We start from the raw sequence: 18,932 nt of genomic DNA, 5'->3' as shown, positions 1-18,932 counted from the left end.
CTATGCCGCATAACGTCCATACCGTTTTTCCAGTTTTTCCTGGACAATGTTCAGCAATGTACAAATCACCCAATAAAAGAATGCGACCAAAATGTACACCGTCATGTAATCAAAAGCGCGGGCACCGACGATTTTGGCATGATAAAACATTTCGTTCACCGTGATCATCGCCAACAAAGAAGTATCCTTCACCAAACTTAAAAAGGTGTTCGCCAAAGACGGGAGAGCCACCCGGGCCGCCTGCGGAATAATCACCCGGCGCATCGTTTGCCAATAAGTCATGTTGAGGGACGATGCGGCTTCCCACTGCCCTTTGGGAATGGAGAGAATGGATCCCCGGATTGTTTCCGCGGAGTATCCCCCGACATTGAGCGACAAACCAATGATCCCTGCCAGCGTGGCCGTTAGCTTGATGCCGATCACCGGAAGCCCGAAGTACAAGATAAATAATTGCACCAACAAAGGCGTCCCGCGGATAATGGAGATGTAGGCGCGGGCAATCCACTGAAACAAAAAGTTTTTGGACATGCGGCCGACGGCGGTGATTAAGCCGAGCAAAAGCCCGATTGCCATGGACACCAAGCTCATCCAGATTGTGGCCGCCAACCCTTCCAAAATGTAAGGCGCGCTTTCAACCGCCAATTCAAGGTCAAATAATTGTTCCCAGCGAATTTGCGTTAACACATCCATTTTTTGACACTCCATCGTAAATATATTCTAAGTCTATCAATTTACTTTTATTTAAAGGTGGATGATTCTATCATAATCAGACCCTGACTCCGTGTCAAAGCAAAAAAGGCGACACGAAGTCGCCTCTTTTTCCTTCGTTATGCCCGGATCCCTTCCATCAGGATCACCCGCGCCGGAGCGGCTTCCGTTTCCATCAATTTAATCGGCAGAGCCACCATAAAATAAGTTCCTTCCGGCACTTCTTTCAACCACAACCCTTCCATGATGATCACACCGGCTTGGAACAAAGATTTGTGAGTGGGATGCCCCGGTTGCGAGCGTTCGATCCCGAGCGCATCAATCCCCACGCCTCTTACTTTCTTCTCTGCAAGAAACTTGGCTCCGTCTTCTTTTAAATAAACAAATTCAAAATCAAATTCGTCTTTCCCGGAGTTTTTGGTTTTCAGCAACAAAAACTCGCCGGGTTGGATATCTTTGGCTTCAAGATCCTCTTTGCCGATGCCTCCTTCCACCTCGGAAAAATCCAACACCCTCGCTTTTCCGACCAGATGTTCCAGGGGAATGGTTTCCATCGTTCCCCCGTCCGGAAGCATGTGAAGCGGCGAATCGACATGGGTACCACAATGCACATCCATCGTGATTTTGGATTCTCTGGCTGCGGCTGTGTCAAAATCCTGCACGACTTGGATCAACGGCTTCTTCGTTTCTTTGTTTTTGTAAACAGGCATGTCCGGTACAATCGGCATGGAAACATCATAAATTTTCATGGCACACTCTCCCTTGTTATGTAGTTTTCAATTCACCGGCCGTGACCACCTGAGGATCGTTTTGAAGGATGGGCGGCCACCAATGGTGTCCTTCTTCCGCCAACAAATCATGCGCTGCTTGCGGACCCCAGGTTCCACTTTTGTAAAAATGGAGGGAATCTTGTTCCTGCGTCCAGGCTTGATGCACCGGATCAATAAACTTCCATGACAGCGCCACTTCTTCCCAATGCGTAAAGAAGGTCTGATCCCCGACAATCGCATCATAAATCAATGATTCGTATGCTTCCGGCGAACGCTGTTCACAGTTGTGGCAGAATTCCAGTGCAACGGGCACAATTTGATGGTCGGATCCGGCTTCTTTGGCGTTTAGCACCAATTTGACGCTTTCTTCGGGATGGATGCTGATGACAAGCAGATTGGGCCGCAAATTATTTTGCTTGTTGAAATAAATCCGGGGCATTTCCTTAAATTGAATCACAATTTGCGTCACTTTTTCCGTCATGCGCTTGCCGGTCCGGATATAAAAAGGAACACCGGCCCAACGTAAATTATCCACAAAAAGTTTGGCCGCGACAAATGTTTCCGTCATGGAACGGGGATCGATGCCTTTTTCTTCCCGGTAAGCAGGCACCGGTTTTTCCCCCATGACTCCTTCCTGATATTGAGCCCGCACAAAGTATTTTCCCACTTCCTCTTGATCATAACGTCTGAGCGAGCGCAACACTTTGATTTTCTCATCATGGATCGCTTCCGTTTTCAACCGGCTGGGCGGCTCCATGCAGACCATCATCAACATCTGCAGCATATGATTTTGCACCATGTCCCTTAACGCCCCGGCCTGATCATAATAACCGGCCCGCTGCTCAACGCCCACCGTTTCACTGGCCGTGATTTGGACGGATTCAATATATTGATGATTCCAGATCGGTTCAAACAAAGAATTGGCAAACCGCAACACTTCGATGTTTTGCACCATTTCCTTGCCCAAGTAATGGTCAATCCGGTAAATTTCTTCCTCGGTAAAGGCTTTTTTGATCTGTTCATTCAGTTGCTTGGCCGATTCATAATCATGCCCGATCGGTTTTTCGATGATGATTCGTTTCCAGCCGTTGGTCCGGGTCAATCCGGATTCTTTCAAATGAGAGGAAACCGTTCCGTATAAATCCGGAGCAATCGCAAGATAGAACAGACGATTCCCATTTCCTGCTCCTTGCCAAGCTTTTTCTTTTTCATCGATCAATGTCTTCATTTGTTGATAGCCGGCCGGATCGTCGACACTGGAAGTGACAAATTGGAAGTGCCGGATGAACCGGGACCATTCCTCTTCGTTTTCGGCTTTAATTCTTCCAAACAAATGGACGGAATCTTTCACGGCTTGGTGAAAATCCCCGACGTTTCGGATCGAGCGGCCGATTCCGATCACCTGAAAATCCTCCGGCAACTGTTCTCTTTTATATAAGCTGAACAATGCCGGGAACAATTTCCGTTTCGCCAAATCACCCGTCGCTCCGAAAATCACCAAAGAAAAAGAACCGACAGATCTATTTGAAGTCATTCTACTCCCATCCTTTCAACCAGAAACCAACATTCATCCTTAATATGTGTTTCATGTGATGCAGTCATTCTGAAACACATATTTTCAATTCTAACAAATGTCATCAACCAATGGATTCAAAGAACGAAAAGCATATAATTCTTAACTTTCTTTCTCATTGTTTTTTTTGATGGCAGAAAAGATTTATAAAATAACCCTCCTTCCCCGCTTTCATCCGAACATTGCCCATCTCCCTTGCCCGCCCCCTGAAACCAGCCGTCCCGCATGATTCCTGATGCGCGTGTTTTTTCTTTTTCCATTTAAATTTTTCCTCATTCGACTCTTTTTAACGATCCGGTTTCCTTTTTGGCCGGGACAGCGTTTTGCTTCACAAAAAGCCCTTTCCTTGTAAGGAAAGGGCTTTCTTTTCATTATTTGGTCACGTCGGTGCCAAACCATTTTTTGGATATTTTTATCAGCGTTCCGTCTTTTTCCATCTCATCCAAAGCCTTGTTGATAGCCTTTACCAATTCGGCATTGCCTTTTTGCACCGGAAATGCCGATTCGGCCCGGTCACTTTGGATGTCGATGACTTTCAACGGCAAATCATTGTTTTTCAACATTTCCGCAATCGCCAATTTATCATTGAGGGAGAGATCGATGCGCTTGGCAGCCACATCCTGCATCGCCCCCATCATATCTTCATAAGCGACGATTTGAGCGCCATGCTCTTCTGCCATCTTGCCGTAGTTGCTTGTCGGGGTTTGCCCGGCTTTTTTTCCTTTGATGTCTTCAAGCGTGCGGATGGTTTGATTATCCTGATGTACCACAAGCTGTGCATAAGAAATGGTATACGGCTTGCTGAAATCAAACTTCTTCTGCCGCTCGGGTTTAATCCCCACTTGATTGGCCACCATATCGATTTTTCCGGTTTGCAAACTGGTCAACAGCCCATCCCACGGAATTTCCACAAATTCCGCTTTCACGCCGAGCCTCTTGGCCACTTCCTGTGCCACTTCCACATCAAAACCGGTCAGCTGATTGGTTTTGGGATCATGAAAACTAAAAGGTTTATAAGTCCCTTCCGTTCCAATCCGGATAGTTCCCCTCTCTTTAATCTGACTCAGCAAGTCCCCGTCTGTTTGCACACTGCATCCGGTCAGTTGCACAAGGATCATCAAACCCAGCAAATAAACCAAACCATGTCTGAACCACTTCACAGAGCGTCTCTCCTATCAAAACACAAGTTTTTCGATCTATTTTTAACGGATAAAGTAATTTTATGCTACTTACTATTGATCCCCTTGTCAAGAAGTGATTATACAACGAAAGAACATAAATTTCTCCTGTCAATCATCGTTTCTCTTCTGTTGCCGGTGAAATATCATCAGTCTCCACAGCAACTTGCGATACCTCTGGTTCACTTCTTCCAAGTATGTTTGGAAAGATTCCCCCGTCATGTTCAGCCAGCTGAAACAACACAGTTCCAAGTAATACACCAACTCTTCCAATTGGGGATGAATGCCTTCCCATTCTCTTTTTTGGACCCGGTCCAACATCCATTCCACTTTCTGCTGAACCTTGCGTATTTGCGCGGTTTTCCGGTGCAACTCCGAAACTTCATTCAACTGGCGGACACTTTCATCAATGCCGATCAAAATTTCTCCCAATTCATTGGATGGATTGCATTCACGGGAACACGGTTTCACATTAAAGATCATGTCACCACCCCTGTTTCTTGCAGAAACCGTTGAAGAGCCTGGTCAGCCAGACAAAATCACGTCTACTATATCACCAATTTTCACCATCCTGCAATGACGGATGATCAAAAATCAAAAAAATTGCGACTCAGCCCGTACAAACGGCCATACATCCTCATCGCAAACGAATCCGTCATTCCGGCAATATAATCACAGATCACGCGGGCCCGCTCTGCTTCCGTGGAAGACTGGTTCAACAGCATCCGGTCATGTTCGGTCAACAAACGTTCTTCCGACAGCAATGCCTGAAACAAAGAACGGATGATTTGCTGCCCCTTCCATGCGATCGTTTGAACCCGTTGGGAGAGAATCACCTTCTCGGATACCAATTCTTTCAGCCGGTCCAATAAATCCCGCAAATCATCCGGCAACATCACCGAATATTTCAATCGCGGCGACCGGACATCCAGATCGTTCTTTTTCACTTTGACATGGGTAATCAGCGTGGAAATCAATCCGGAAAACACTTTTTTCAGCCGGTATTTCAACTGGGGATCTTCCGGGTCCGTCCGGTCCAGGATCATGCAAGCTTTTTGCAACTCCTGATAAGCCGGGTTTTCACCGAAAGGCATCAACAAATCTTTCAAATGGGCCAGCCGGATAAATCCCAAATGAACGGCATCTTCTGCATCGTGCGTGCCGTAAGCTATATCATCCGCCAAATCGATAATCGAACACTCCAGCGATTGATGAACGGTCAGGCGGCGGCCGGCATCTCGGGTCTTCATCAGATAAGCCTTTTCTTCTTCGCTCAGGGACGACACCACCCATTCAAACGCTTCCTGATCACAGCGAAACATGCTGGCTTTCGGCGGAAGAGACGGATCATCCCCACCCCGTTTTCGCTTCATGGCGGTATCCAGAAAGATGGGATATTTCATCACGGACAAAAGCAACGCACGTGTCAAATTTAATCCCCCGGCATGCGCTTCCCCTTCCAGCCTCGTTAAAATCCGGAATGTCTGCGCATTGCCTTCAAACCCGCCATAGTCCAACATGCATTCATGCAACGCTTCTTCCCCGCGATGGCCGAAGGGAGGATGCCCCAAATCGTGAGCCAATGCCGCCGCTTCCAACAATGAAATATCCAGCGCCTGATTTTCCGAAAAAAAAGGAGAATGCTTGTTCAGATAAATGCCAATGCCCCTGGCGATTTGGGCAACTTCCATGGAATGCGTCAAACGGGTCCGGTGAAAGTCCCCGGCACTTTGCCAAAACACCTGGGTTTTGGACTGGAGACGGCGAAACGCCGCACTGTGCACAATCCGTCCGTAATCTTTTTCAAAATCATCCCGGACATCTTTGAAATTTCTTGTACCGGAAGCTTTCCGCCGTTCAATATCCTCAGGCAGATACAATTGATTTTCCTTCGGACGATACATCAACATACGCTCCACCCTTATCCATCCGTTCTTTCTTTACAAACGCTTTTAACATTTCTTGGTTTTTTTCCAAATCCCTTCGCGCGTCATCAATTTTCTTTTTGCATAGTTTTTCATTTTTCCAAACATGATAAAAGCAGAACCTTAAGAAAAGGAGCGATGGACATGGAAATCGAACGCGCAAAACAGATTTTGCAATCGTCGGAAAAAATCACGGTCTTGTACCAAGGAGAACCGGTCTGGATTGACATGGTGGACGAAAATGCTGAAAAAGCACAGGTTCATTCCGAATCCAACCCCGATGACGTAAAAAAGATCCCGGTTTGGGATCTGGAAGAGAAAAAAAGAAGTGCACTGACCTACCGGGGCCAAAAAAAAGAGGATCCTCCCTTTTGCAACCGGTACATTTTCCGGTATAACCCCTCCCGGGCCATTAATTCCTGATGCGTTCCCCGCTCCACAATTTCTCCCTGATGTAAAACCAAAATCAAATCCGCGTCCTGGACAGTCGACAACCGGTGCGCAATGACCAGTGTCGTCCGGTCCCGGCGCATCTTTTTCAGCGCCGTTTGAATCGCTTCTTCCGTCTCTGTATCCACATGGGCGGTGGCTTCATCCAGCAACAGGATTTTCGGTTCCATCGCCATGGTCCGGGCAAAAGAGATCAACTGCCGCTGTCCGCCGGACAACGTGGCGCCCCGCTCGACAACCGGTTCTTCCCAAGCCCGGGGCAATTTTTCAATGAAGTCATCCGCTTGGACAAACCGGGCGGCTTTTTTCACTTGCTCTTCACTCATCGGATGATGAAGGCGGATGTTGCCGGTCACATCCCCCGCAAACAAAAATGGCTCCTGCATCACCAAACCGATCTTTTGGCGCAATTCCCCGTTGTCATAAAAACGAAGCGGCACCCCGTCAATAAAAATCTCTCCGCTTTTCACCCGGTAAAAACGCATCAGCAAATGGATGATCGAACTTTTTCCGCTTCCCGTATGCCCCACCAACGCGACGGTTTGCCCGGGTTTGACTTCAAAAGTGATATTTTTCAGCACATCCGTCTTTCCGTCATAAGAGAAGGAAACATGGTCAAACCGGATGTGCCCTTTTTTGATTTCGGGGGAGCTATCCCCCTCTTTTCCCGGGGCAAACTCTTTCTGATCCATCAGTTCAAAAACTCTTTCCGCTGCTGTGAGCGATTGCTGCAACGGGGACAAACGCATCATGATTTCATTGACCGGTTCGAAAATTCTTTCAATCAGATTCAGAAATCCGTATAAGATCCCCAATTGAACCGCTCCATCCCGGGAGACAAAGCCGAAATACAACAACACCGCAACCGTTGCAGCGACGGATAAAAACTGTGTCGCCGGCCGCAACATCAATGCAAAGAAGCGGATGTTTCTCATTCCGGCCCGGTAATGCAATTCATTGATTCGGGAAAATTCCCGGATAAACCGCCGCTCTTGCAAAAAAGCCTGGATGATGTTCATCCCTGCGATGGAATCATTCAATTTGGCATTCATCCGGCTCAGCTGATGTCTCGACTCCCGGTAAGACGGGGAACTGAGATCGCGATATTTTTTCATCAACCAAAAAATAACGGGAAGCACGAGGGTCAACCAAGAAGCCAAAGTGACATCAAGCCAAAACATCCCGGCAAAAACAAAAAGAATAAACACCGTGTTTTGCAAAAAAGAAGCCAAAACGTGCACATAAAAATCTTTCACAGCCTCCGTGTCATTGGTGATCCGGGAAACCAGGGAACCGCCCGGCACCTGATCATAAAACCGGAGCCCCAAGCGTTGGACATGCGAAAACACATCCTTGCGCAACGATCTTACCACCCACTGCGCCACGGTTTGAAAAGAAAGCATCTGGTAGTAGTCGAATGCCGCCGCAACACTTTGCAATAGAAGGATCCCCAATCCGTAAACAATTAAGACGGCAAGGTCAAATCGCCCGGGAACCAGGTATTCATTAAGATAATGGCTGACCAATAGCGGCACGGTCACTTCCGCGCCCGATCCGGCCAACAAGGCCGCAAATGCCAGCCAAAACCGCTTTTGGTAAGGTTTCAAATATCGCAAAAGGCGTCGAAACACCACAATCCACTCATTCCTCCCCACATTCACCACAATTCCAATTGTTGCCGCTCATACATGTGACGGTACCAACCGTTTTTTCTCATCAAAGACGCATGATCTCCCTGTTCGGCGATTTGCCCCTGATCCAACACGATAATCCAATCGGCCGATTCGATCGCACTGATCCGATGGGCAATGATCAACGTGGTTTTGTTCTTGCGGTTTTCAGCAAGCTGTTTCAAGATGTTGTATTCCGTCCGTGCATCCACGGCGGACAAAGCGTCATCCAAAATCAGGACATCCGGATCGATGATGAGCGCCCGGGCCAAGGAAATCCGTTGTTTTTGCCCCCCTGACAAAGCGACGCCCCGTTCGCCGACAATCGTTTCATAACCATCGGGAAAGTTTAAAACATCCTGGTGAACGGACGCGATTTTGGCTGCCTTTTCCACTTCCTCCGGCTTTGCGTCCGGTTTGGCAAATGCAATATTTTCATAAACCGATCCGGTAAACAAAATATGTTCTTGCGGAACATAACCCATTTTTCTCCTCAGCGATGCCGGTGACACCCGGTCAACAGGAAAGGATCCAAACCGGATTTCCCCGTCGGTCACATCAAATTCCCGCAGCAACAACCGGATGAGGGTGGTTTTCCCGCTCCCGGTCTTCCCTGTGATTCCGATCGTTTCCCCGCGGCCGATGGATAGATGGATATCTTTTAAAGCCGGCATTTTTTGTCCGGGATAATGGAACCGGTTTACCCGGATGATGATGTCTCCGTCCGGAATCTCCCGCCCGGGATCCGGTCCGTCTTTTACATCCGATTCTTCCTCCAAAAGCTTTATCACACGGTCATAAGAAGCTCTTCCCCGCTCCACCAGATTGATGAGAAAGCCGAACGCCAGCATCGGCCACACCAATTGACCCAGATAGATGGTGAATTGCGTGAGCTGGCCGATCGTCAGGGTTCCTCCGGCAACCAGATAAGATCCGTAAGATATACTGAACAAAAAGGAAAAACCGGCGGACAACATGATGGTCGGATCAAACAAAGCATGCACTCTCGCCACCGCGATGTTTTTGTCCGCCACTTCACCGGTGATCCTGCTGAACGCTTCTTTCTCCGCTTCCTCCATGCCAAATGCTTTGACCATCCGCACACCGGAAATATTTTCCTGCACCTTGCCATTCATCCTCGAAAAGGCCTCCTGGGCCTTCCGGAAACGGCGGTTCATCATCTTCCCGAATTTCCGGGTCACCCAGGCGATCACCGGCATCGGCAATAACGCCACTGCTGTCAACGACTCATCAATAAAGAAAAACATTGTCAAGACCACCAGTCCGCCGGTGATCAACGAATCAACCAGTGTTAAAACCCCGTCCCCGGCGGTTGCGACAATGGCTTGAATATCATTGGTGGCATGGGCCATCAAATCCCCGGTTCGCCACCGGTGAAAAAACGACGGCGACATCCGGGTGTAATGGACAAAAATTTGATTCCGGAGCCATTTCCCCAGCCGGTTTGCCGCTCCATACAACGCGATCCGCCAGACATATCCGAGCACATACCGGATGAGCGCGGCCAGAAGGCACAACCCCGTCCAAAACCATAAATCCCGGGCGGTCAGTGTGCGGCTTGCCATCAAGTCCACGACTTCCTTCACGGCATAAGGCGGGAATAATTGTATCAGCGCAATCAAAAGCAGTGCGATAATCCCCAACAAATAGCTCTTTTTTTCCCTTTGAAAAAACCATCTCAAGTATTGATACCGATCCAATCCTCTCCACACCCTCCATCATCCTGCTGGCGCGAAATCATATCCTGTGATACGATTTCGTTTGTAAATATTTTTCAAGTTAAAGGAAAAGGGGGTTGGGGTCCGTGTGACCCCACAACAGAATGAAACCGGAAAACATTCGAAACATCGCGATCATTGCTCATGTGGATCATGGAAAAACAACGCTTGTGGATGCCATGTTAAGACAAAGCCATATCTTCCGGGAAAACGAACAAGTCGAAGAACGGGTCATGGACTCCAACGACTTGGAACGGGAACGCGGGATCACCATCTTGTCTAAAAATACAGCCATTCATTATAAAGACATCAAAATCAATATTGTCGACACCCCCGGCCACGCCGACTTCGGCGGAGAAGTGGAACGGGTGATGAATATGGTCGACGGCGTCCTGCTGCTTGTGGATGCCACCGAAGGGCCCATGCCGCAAACGAAGTTTGTATTGAAAAAAGCACTGGAACGCGGACACAAAGCCATTGTGGTCGTCAATAAAATCGACCGTCCAAGCGCCCGTCCGGAAGAAGTGATCAACCAGACATTCGACCTGTTTATCGACTTGGGGGCCACGGAAGAACAATGTGATTTCCCCATTGTGTACGCCAGCGGCCTGACCGGCTCCTCCGGTTTTGCTCCGGATGCGCTGAAACCGACCATGGAGCCGCTTTTGGACACCATCATCGAGCAACTTCCGGCTCCTGCGACCGATCCGGACGGTCCTGCACAGATGCAAGCCACTTTGCTGGATTATGACGATTACAAAGGGCAGATTGTCATCGGCCGCTTAAACCGGGGAACGATTCAAAAGAACCAAACCCTTGCCTTGCTTCCGCAAAACGGAGAAAAACGCACCGTGAAAGCAGGACAAGTTTTCACACACCAAGGTTTGAACCGCATGGAAGTCCAACGGGCCAGCGCCGGAGACATCATTGCCATCACCGGCCTTGGTGAAGTCGGAATCGGAGACACCCTCACCGATCCGGAACATCCGGAACCGCTTCCTCCCATCAAAGTGGAAGAACCCACTTTGCGCATGATGATCGGGATCAACACCAGCCCCTTCGCCGGGCAAGACGGTGAATTTCTCACATCGCGAAAAATCCGTGAGCGCCTGATGCGTGAAACGGAAAAAGATGTGGCATTGCGTGTTGAAGAGACGGATTCGGCGGATCACTTCCTGGTATCCGGCAGAGGTGAACTGCATTTAAGCATTTTGATCGAAAACATGCGCCGGGAAGGATATGAATTCCAGGTGAGCAAGCCGGAAGTGATCCTGAAAGAAGAGAACGGAATCAAGCTGGAACCTTATGAAATCGTAGAAATTGAAACCAGCTCGGAGCAACAAGGAGCTGTCGTGGAATTGCTCGGAAAACGAAAAGGACAATTGCAGGATATGGTGGTGTTGGACAGTGGAAACATCCGATTCACATACAAAGTCCCCTCACGGGGATTGCTCGGCTTCCGGTTGCAACTTTTAACGGCGACGCACGGGGAAGCGATGATCAATACGATGTTCCATGGCTATGAACCTTACGCCGGAGGCATCGAGGCATATGATCACGGCTCCCTGATCGCCTGGGAATCGGGAACGGCCACCACGTACGCCCTTCATGCCGCCCAGGAACGCGGACAGCTTTACATCACTCCCGGCACGGAAGTGTATGAAGGCATGGTTGTGGGGCAACATATCCGCGAAACGGATCTGGAAGTCAATGTATGCAAGAAAAAACATTTGACCAGCATTCGGCGCGCCACTGCGGAAGAAGCGCTCCGCCTGGACACGCCGCGCCAACTTTCCATCGACGATGCACTTGAAATCATGAAAGAGGATGAACTTTTGGAAATCACCCCCAAAACATTCCGCTTACGCAAAAAGTTACTGAAGAAAAACGAACGGGACCGGGCCCGCAAACACAAGCAGTGAATCCGGACCATAACCATCCGGGCCGAATCCGTTCGCCGTCAGCCGGGGTTACTCCCCCGGCTTTTTTCATGTTTTATCAGCCACTCATCATAGGAAAGCCGGGGCATGGAAAACATCTCTCCCCCTTTCACGTATGACCTTCCGGCCATCCGCCCCACCGGTTTTAGTGCACCGGTGTCCACTTTCCCTTGATCATACAACCCCTCATCCAGATGCACCCTAACCACTTCCCCGATCAGAAAATCCGCATTGGGATGCCGGCCGTTTCCTCCGATCGGAACATGGCGGTGCAATTTGCACTCCATGTGAATTTTCGCCTCTTGAATCCGGGGGACGCGAACCACGGCCGACGGGAGCAAATGAAGACCGACTTTTTCCGCTTCACTTTGATCCGGCGGAAAGTCAACGGCGGTTTCATTCACCAAAGCCACATTTTCTTCGCTCACGGTGTGAACAACAAACTCCCGTTGGCCGATGATATTTTTTGCCGTGTCTTTCATTTCCCCGTCCGGCTTGCGCATGCAGGCAAACCCCACCATCGGCGGTTCGGTGGCCACCACATTAAAAAAACTGAACGGGGCCGCATTCACAACCCCGGAAGCACTGATGGACGTCACAAAGGCAATGGGACGGGGCAACACCGTTCCGATCAACCATTTATAATTTTCCTTTTGACTCAACCGCCCGGGATCCAGCTGCATCATACTCCCCCTTTTGATTCCGGCAGCCAACTGTACATATATTGCCGGTCTTCCATGCCCAAGGCTGCCTTGGTCACTTTCAGCGGCCGGAATGTGTCAATCATCACCGCCAACTCTTCCGTTCTTTCTTTTCCGATGCTCTCCTCGGCTTTATTGGGATGCGGACCGTGAGGCAAACCGCAAGGATGCAACGTCAGGGAACCTTCATGGATGCCGCGCCGGCTCATGAAATTTCCTTTCACATAATACAGCACCTCATCGCTGTGGACATTGCTGTGATAATAAGGAGCCGGGATTGCCAGCGGATGATAATCATACATGCGCGGGACAAAGGAACAAACCACAAAGTTGGTGCCGGCAAACGTTTGATGGACCGGCGGCGGCTGATGGATGGAGCCGGTGATCGGCTCAAAATCATGAATGCTGAAGGCCCATGGATACAAATAGCCGTCCCATCCGATCACGTCAAACGGGTGAAAGTCATAAATATAGGCATGAAGCCCGCCGCGCACCTTGACCCGGACTTCAAATTCCCCTTTTTCAACCCGGGGATTCAATGTCTCCGGCACCCGTATGTCCCTTTCACAAAACGGACTGTGTTCCAACAATTGGCCAAACTCATTGCGGTAGCGGCGGGGGATGGTGATTTCCCCGGTTGATTCGATCACCAAAAAGCGCTGGTTTTGATCTTTCATGTTCAGCCGCCAGGTGGTTCCGACGGGAATGACCAGATAATCCCCGGGGGAATACGGAAGGTCGCCGAAAACCGTCTCCAGCACCCCTTCACCTTCATGCACAAAAAGGATTTCATCGCCGTCACTGTTGCGAAAAAAATAATTCATCTCTTCCACAGGCCGGACCGTGGCAATCGCCACATCCTCATTGGCCAGCCAATACACGCGCCCATCCACGGGGTCTTTTCCCGCTTCGGTTTGAAAAGTGATAAAATGCCGGTGCCGGTGGGCACCTTCTTCCTCCACCGGAATCGACCACGGGCGGATCCACTTGGCTTCCCTCACCTGTGTCGGAGGATGAATATGATACAAAATGGATTGGATTCCGGAAAATCCTTTGGTCCCCATCACCTGCTCCCGGTACAGACTGCCGTCAGGCTGGCGGAATTGAATATGCCGCTTTGGGGGCAATTGTCCCAAACGATGGTAAAAGGGCATTGCCTCGCCTCCCCATTCATTTGCATAATAGTCAGATCTAATTTCTATTTTAACAAAATATTTAGTTTTTTGTCTAAATCGATGATTCTGATAATTCATCTTCCGCAAGCGACACAGGGACCGCAACAATTTTTTCATTTTTGCTGCAACCCGGCCAGGGTAAAATCAGTCTAAATAAAACAAAAACCATTTTAAAGGCAGGTTTTCAATGTGAATAAAGATCTGATTATTTCCGGTTTGTCGTTGGGATTTTTGGTTTTCATCGCCTGTTGCATGATTTTTCTTTCAAATCCGACAAAACCTTTCACCGCCGATCAGATCGAAGTTCCTGCCACAAGCGAAACAACCGTTCCATAAAAAAAACGCGCCTTTTGAAGGCGCAAAAACAAATGTCTCATTCAACAAACCGGGCGGCTGCTTGTGGCACTTGTTCCAAAGCTTTGGCAAAAATGGACTCAGCTTCTTGCGGATTGGCTGCCATCCCTTCGGCAATAACGGACTGAACATCAGTGATTCCGATAAAGCCCAAAATCGCACGGAGGTAGCGATCCGCAAACTCCAATTCCCGGGCGGGACCTTCGGAATAAACGCCGCCGCGCGCATGTAAATGAACGGCTTTTCTCCCTTCAAGGAGACCAACCGAACCGTTTTCCGTATATTTGAATGTTTTGCCGGCCATGCAAATGGCATCAATATACAGTTTCAAGCGCGGGGGGAAGGACAAGTTCCACATCGGCGTGACAAACACATACTTGTCCGCATCCACAAATTGATCAACCAATTCATTAAGCCGGTTGACTTTTTGTTCTTCTTCCGGGGTCAGGCTTTGATTTTGCGCCAATTTTCCCCATCCGTTAAAGACATCTTCATCCAGAAACGGAATATCAGCCTTGTATAAATCCAATTCGATGATTTCATCTTCCGGACTGATTTCTTTTACTTTTTCCATGAACGCTTTTCCCAAGCGCAAGCTGAAGGCTTCGTTTTCCGGTTTCGGATTAGCTGTGATGTATAAAATTTTAGCCACTGCTGTTCCTCCTGTTTCTATATAAACTAACCTTTAGTAAGAAGCTTAATATATATAATTAATCAAGTCAACTTAAAAAAATTTCCTTCCTCAGGCCATGCTTCTGCCCACGGGTTTGGCGAATTCCGCCGCCGTTCGCTTTGCCAATTTCTTGGCCTGATTGATAATCTCCTGGTATTGGGACGGATCAGCCGTGCCTTCCGCTATGATTGATTTTACGTCGTAGATTCCCATAAAACCGAGCACCATGCGCAAATAACTGTCTCCATATTCCATCGCTTTCATCGCCCCGTGTGAATAAATCCCCCCTCGCGCCTGGATATGTACCGCTTTTTTTCCCACCAACAAGCCGACGGATCCTTCTTCGGTATAACGAAAGGTTTTTCCAGCCATGCAAATGAGGTCAATATAAGCTTTCATCATGGGAGGCACCCCGAAATTCCACATCGGTGTGACAAACACGTATTTGTCGGCCATGACAAACTGGTCGGCCAATTCATTGATTCTGGCCAATTTTCTCCTTTCTGACAAAGAAAGCGGAACACTCTCTTTCATTTTGGCCCACGCATCAAACACTTCCACATCCAAAAGCGGGATCTCATCCCGGTAAACGTCCAATTTAATGATTTCATCAAAAGGGTTGGAAAGCTCATAGGCATTTAAAAACGCCCTGCCTATTTGCAAGCTCACCGATTCCGATTCCTGTTTCGGGTTTGATGTGATATATAGCAGAGTAGCCATGGATGACAACCCCCAAATCTTAAAAAAATACACGGAACAATTTCTGTACTCATCAAATATACCACTCTTTTAGAATAAAACCAGCAACAAAAATAAAAAAAGCCGGCAAAACGCCGGTTTTTTATCAAAAGGGAATGCTTTTTGGTTTTATTCGTAATATTTCAACAAGTAATAATGAACCTGTTCTTCCGGACTGGATTCCTCTTCTTGTTTCAAAACGGCCCCGCACTGTTCGCAACGGACTTCTTGTTGTTCAGGAGCATGTTGGGACTCCACGAAAACCCCTCCATCCGAATGTTGTATTTGAACATATTATATTATAACAGATTCTGTTATGCAACAGTTTGTTATAATACATTATTCTGTTTTTTTATAAACCCTTGCAAAACAGGCACAAAAAAACGCACATGCAGACGAATCTGCCATGTGCGTGAAATGGCCATGCAAAAACAGCCGGATCAAACCGGGGACCTGCCGGCTTCAATCATAGCGAACCAATGAAATGATATCCAATCCTTTCAATTTATCTCTTCCGCCGAGATATCCCAGTTCCACAAAAAAGGCCGCTCCCACCGGATCTCCGCCCAATTGCTGAATCAATTCCAACGTGGCGGAAATGGTTCCGCCCGTTGCCAGCAAATCATCGGCAACCAATACTTTTTGTCCTGGAACAATGGCATCTTTGTGCATTGCCAACGCATCTTTTCCGTATTCCAAGCTGTATGTGGTTTCCACCGTTTCATACGGCAACTTTCCAGACTTGCGCACCGGTACAAATCCCACTCCCAAGGCATACGCCAAAGGAGCGCCGATGACAAACCCCCTCGCCTCGGGCCCGACAATGAGATCAATCTCTTTTCCTTCCAGTTGGCGGGCAATTTGATCAATGGCTTCTTTGTAAGCTTTTCCATCTTTCAACAGCGTGGTGATATCTTTAAACCGCACCCCCGGTTGCGGAAAGTCTGGAATCACTCGAATCTTTTCTTTGAAATCCATCTGTATATCCTCCCATGTGTGTAAAAGAAATCGTTTCAAACAAATAACGGCACAAATCTTTATAGCTTGAATAAACCAGTGTCTCCAAAACCCGTTCCCGTTCTCTTTGGTGTTGATATGTTCTGGATTCCGTCAGCGGCCTTTTGGCCGGGTTTTCATGGACGATCAAATCTTCCTGATCCAAGCTGACAAACCCTAATTCTTCAAACACTTGAATCATAAAAGAAATGACACGTTTTTGCAATCCTGTCACCCGCATCAGCGAAGACAAATATTTGCGCAGGGAGATCTTCCCTTTCCCTGCAATCACCCGGTACAGCTTTGAAAAATCTTCACGGGACGGGGTTTTCGGCAACAAATGATCAAACTCTTTATCCCCGAACATGACATAAATCCGTTCCGCTTCCCGTCCGTCTTTCAAGCGGTTGCGAAACACCTCCAATGTCGGGGGCGATTCCGCCAAAACCAAATGTTTGGCTTGCTTCATGCTTTCCTGTTGCTTTTTATCCATCAGCTCTTCCCATGTCACCACGATTCGATTCGTCGATTGGGACAATTGTTTAAAAAGTGCGGAGCCGCTGGAACAGATAAAACATATTTCTTCCGGGTTCAATCCGGCCAGCTGCGACCATTCTTTCCGGTTGCTTCTTAAATCAAACACTTGCAGATGACGGACCTCCATATCCCGGATAATGATTTGGGGGGCTCTGTGGCCGTTCCATTCATTCATCTCCAGCTCGCCGAGCAAACGGATCCGTCCGTGGGGACTGAGCCCGTCGGCCTGATTCCCCAGGCGAAAACCGACCGCGCTTAACATTCCGTTTTTCCGCTTCAAATACAATTTGACATGTTCTTGTTCCCTTCCCATGCGCTGAATCCGCGCGACAGGCATTTCTTTTACAATAAAGAGCGGCTGTGGGTTCCCGACCCCAAACGGAGCCAGAATCTCCAGCTGTTCAATCAGGTCCTCCTCAATTTGCTCGGCATCCAATTCGCCTTCCGCCCATTTGAGCGGCACGTAATCTTCCGGGCGGATCCGTTCTTTCGCCAACCTCGAAAGCCGCTCATGCAGTTTGGAAATGTTTCGGGCTTCCAGCGTCATTCCCGCAGCCATTTCGTGTCCGCCAAATTCGGGCAACCATTCTTTACACTCTGACAACGCTTGAAACAAATGAAATCCTTGAATGCTTCTCGCCGATCCCTTGGCCGTTTGTTTTTCTTCGTCGATCCCCAACACCACAACCGGCCGGTAATATTTTTCGACCAACCGGGAAGCGACAATGCCGACCACACCCACATTCCAGCCCGGGCGGGCAACGACAATCACATATTTGTGCTTGTCCGGATTCTTCTCAATCTCTTCCACTGCTTCCAGGGTCATCTCATCCACCAATTGTTGCCGCTTTCGGTTGAGCATATCCAATTCTCCCGCAAGGGCTTCCGCTTCTTCCGGGTCCTCCGTCATCAGCAAACGGACCGCCGTGTCCGCCGTGTCCAACCGTCCGCATGCATTGATCCGGGGACCGAGCAGGAATCCCACATGACTGGCCGACACGTCATGATCAATATCGCAAGCCTGAATCAACGCTTTCAATCCGACATGCACCGTCTGGCTCATCTTCTTCAATCCGTAGCAGGCCAAAATGCGATTTTCCTCCACCAGCGGAACCAGATCGGCAATGGTTCCCAACGCAGCGATGTCCATCCACGCTTCCGGCACCTCTTGCAATAAGGCCGTGGCCAGTTTGAAAGCGACACCGACCCCAGCAAGCATTTTAAAAGGGTACGGGCATCCCGGCTTCTTCGGATTGATCACCGCCAACGCATCCGGCAGCGTTTCCTGGGGTTCGTGGTGATCGGTAATAATGAGATCCAACCCCAACTCTTTGGCATAAGCCGCCTCCTTGACGGCGGCAATCCCCGTGTCCACCGAAAGAATCAGGCGGAACCCGCGCTCTTTGGCTTGTTTTAAGGCCTCTTGATTGATCCCGTATCCTTCCCGGAAACGATGGGGGATATAGTAATCCACAGTTGCCCCCAACCGCCGGAGCGTTTTCAGCATCAAACAGGTGCTGCTGACGCCGTCCACATCATAATCCCCGTAAACCAGAATCGGCTCTTTGTCCCTGATGGCCTGGCGGATCCTTTGCACGGCGGTTTCCATTCCATCCAACAGGAAAGGATCATTCAGGTCGGCAAGGGAAGGATTTAAAAAACGGCGGGCCTCCGGGATTTCTTTGACCCCCCGGCGAATCAGCATTTTTGAAATGATGGGATGAATGTCCAGCTCTTTGGACATCTCCTCGCTTAAATCCTCGTCCACCGGCTCCACATCCCACCTTGCTCTTGCATGCAACATG

18 protein-coding genes are annotated in these 18,932 nt (G+C 48.8%); 2 read left to right on the top strand and 16 right to left on the bottom strand.

Translation table 11 applies throughout. The features are described 5' to 3' along the window. From I8U21_RS09580 to I8U21_RS09550, 7 genes are all read right to left on the bottom strand, one after another. Positions 1-684 (bottom strand): amino acid ABC transporter permease, encoded by a 684-nt coding sequence (locus I8U21_RS09580; protein WP_231564574.1) that lies wholly within the window; start codon positions 682-684, stop codon positions 1-3. A gap of 143 nt (positions 685-827) precedes the next feature. Then, positions 828-1,457 carry a cyclase family protein gene (locus I8U21_RS09575; protein ID WP_181731725.1) on the bottom strand — a complete coding sequence of 210 codons (630 nt, stop codon included), beginning with the start codon at positions 1,455-1,457 and terminating at the stop codon, positions 828-830. A gap of 16 nt (positions 1,458-1,473) precedes the next feature. Beyond that, entirely contained in the window at positions 1,474-3,012 is a 1,539-nt protein-coding gene (zwf, locus tag I8U21_RS09570) for a glucose-6-phosphate dehydrogenase (RefSeq protein ID WP_198053803.1), read from the bottom strand. 116 nt (positions 3,013-3,128) lie between these two features. Continuing rightward, a complete protein-coding gene (locus tag I8U21_RS09565; RefSeq protein WP_181731727.1) occupies positions 3,129-3,311 on the bottom strand; it encodes a hypothetical protein in 183 nt (60 codons plus the stop codon). A gap of 111 nt (positions 3,312-3,422) precedes the next feature. Beyond that, a complete protein-coding gene (locus I8U21_RS09560; protein WP_309544807.1) occupies positions 3,423-4,211 on the bottom strand; it encodes a transporter substrate-binding domain-containing protein in 789 nt (262 codons plus the stop codon). A 129-nt stretch (positions 4,212-4,340) separates the two neighbouring features. Further along, positions 4,341-4,712 (bottom strand): hypothetical protein, encoded by a 372-nt coding sequence (locus I8U21_RS09555; RefSeq protein ID WP_181731728.1) that lies wholly within the window; start codon positions 4,710-4,712, stop codon positions 4,341-4,343. Positions 4,713-4,816: 104 nt separating this feature from the next. Continuing rightward, complete coding sequence (locus tag I8U21_RS09550; RefSeq protein ID WP_181731729.1) at positions 4,817-6,139, bottom strand: anti-phage deoxyguanosine triphosphatase; 1,323 nt, start codon at positions 6,137-6,139, stop codon at positions 4,817-4,819. 159 nt (positions 6,140-6,298) lie between these two features. Here I8U21_RS09550 and I8U21_RS09545 point away from each other — a divergent pair, with 159 nt between their 5' ends. Further along, positions 6,299-6,577 (top strand): H-type small acid-soluble spore protein, encoded by a 279-nt coding sequence (locus I8U21_RS09545; protein ID WP_198053801.1) that lies wholly within the window; start codon positions 6,299-6,301, stop codon positions 6,575-6,577. Here I8U21_RS09545 and I8U21_RS09540 read toward each other — a convergent pair. Continuing rightward, positions 6,493-8,238: an ABC transporter ATP-binding protein gene (locus I8U21_RS09540; RefSeq protein ID WP_181731731.1), complete on the bottom strand. Its 1,746-nt coding sequence runs from the start codon at positions 8,236-8,238 to the stop codon at positions 6,493-6,495. The two genes, I8U21_RS09545 and I8U21_RS09540, sit on opposite strands and share 85 nt — an antisense overlap. A gap of 23 nt (positions 8,239-8,261) precedes the next feature. After that, positions 8,262-9,995 carry an ABC transporter ATP-binding protein gene (locus I8U21_RS09535; protein WP_181731732.1) on the bottom strand — a complete coding sequence of 578 codons (1,734 nt, stop codon included), beginning with the start codon at positions 9,993-9,995 and terminating at the stop codon, positions 8,262-8,264. Positions 9,996-10,117: 122 nt separating this feature from the next. Between I8U21_RS09535 and typA the strand changes: the two genes are divergently transcribed. Next, positions 10,118-11,935 carry a translational GTPase TypA gene (gene typA, locus I8U21_RS09530; protein ID WP_198053800.1) on the top strand — a complete coding sequence of 606 codons (1,818 nt, stop codon included), beginning with the start codon at positions 10,118-10,120 and terminating at the stop codon, positions 11,933-11,935. A 38-nt stretch (positions 11,936-11,973) separates the two neighbouring features. On the opposite strand, the gene I8U21_RS09525 is transcribed toward typA, so the two are convergent. The 7 genes from I8U21_RS09525 to recJ form a co-directional block, all read right to left on the bottom strand. Continuing rightward, positions 11,974-12,636 (bottom strand): flavin reductase family protein, encoded by a 663-nt coding sequence (locus tag I8U21_RS09525; protein WP_181731734.1) that lies wholly within the window; start codon positions 12,634-12,636, stop codon positions 11,974-11,976. After that, the gene (locus I8U21_RS09520; protein WP_181731735.1) at positions 12,636-13,808 is read right to left on the bottom strand and encodes a homogentisate 1,2-dioxygenase; all 1,173 of its coding nucleotides are present in this window, start codon (positions 13,806-13,808) and stop codon (positions 12,636-12,638) included. The genes I8U21_RS09525 and I8U21_RS09520 overlap by 1 nt, the downstream gene beginning before the upstream one ends. A gap of 394 nt (positions 13,809-14,202) precedes the next feature. Continuing rightward, positions 14,203-14,835, bottom strand: a complete 633-nt coding sequence (locus I8U21_RS09515) for an FMN-dependent NADH-azoreductase (RefSeq protein ID WP_181731736.1) — start codon at positions 14,833-14,835, stop codon at positions 14,203-14,205. Between the two features lie 90 nt (positions 14,836-14,925). Continuing rightward, complete coding sequence (locus I8U21_RS09510) at positions 14,926-15,576, bottom strand: FMN-dependent NADH-azoreductase (protein ID WP_181731737.1); 651 nt, start codon at positions 15,574-15,576, stop codon at positions 14,926-14,928. Positions 15,577-15,723: 147 nt separating this feature from the next. Next, entirely contained in the window at positions 15,724-15,852 is a 129-nt protein-coding gene (locus I8U21_RS15190) for a hypothetical protein (protein ID WP_255516960.1), read from the bottom strand. A 204-nt stretch (positions 15,853-16,056) separates the two neighbouring features. After that, positions 16,057-16,572, bottom strand: coding sequence for an adenine phosphoribosyltransferase (locus I8U21_RS09505; RefSeq protein WP_037993958.1), 516 nt, complete (start codon positions 16,570-16,572; stop codon positions 16,057-16,059). Further along, a complete protein-coding gene (gene recJ, locus I8U21_RS09500) occupies positions 16,511-18,931 on the bottom strand; it encodes a single-stranded-DNA-specific exonuclease RecJ (RefSeq protein ID WP_198053799.1) in 2,421 nt (806 codons plus the stop codon). The genes I8U21_RS09505 and recJ overlap by 62 nt, the downstream gene beginning before the upstream one ends. Position 18,932 lies beyond the last annotated feature (1 nt).

Source organism: Thermoactinomyces sp. CICC 23799, from assembly GCF_016055145.1.
GTDB classification, from domain to species: Bacteria; Bacillota; Bacilli; order Thermoactinomycetales; family Thermoactinomycetaceae; genus Thermoactinomyces; species Thermoactinomyces intermedius.
The sequence above is the reverse complement of the archived record's forward strand: the minus strand, read 5'-3'. Positions and strand labels throughout refer to the sequence as shown.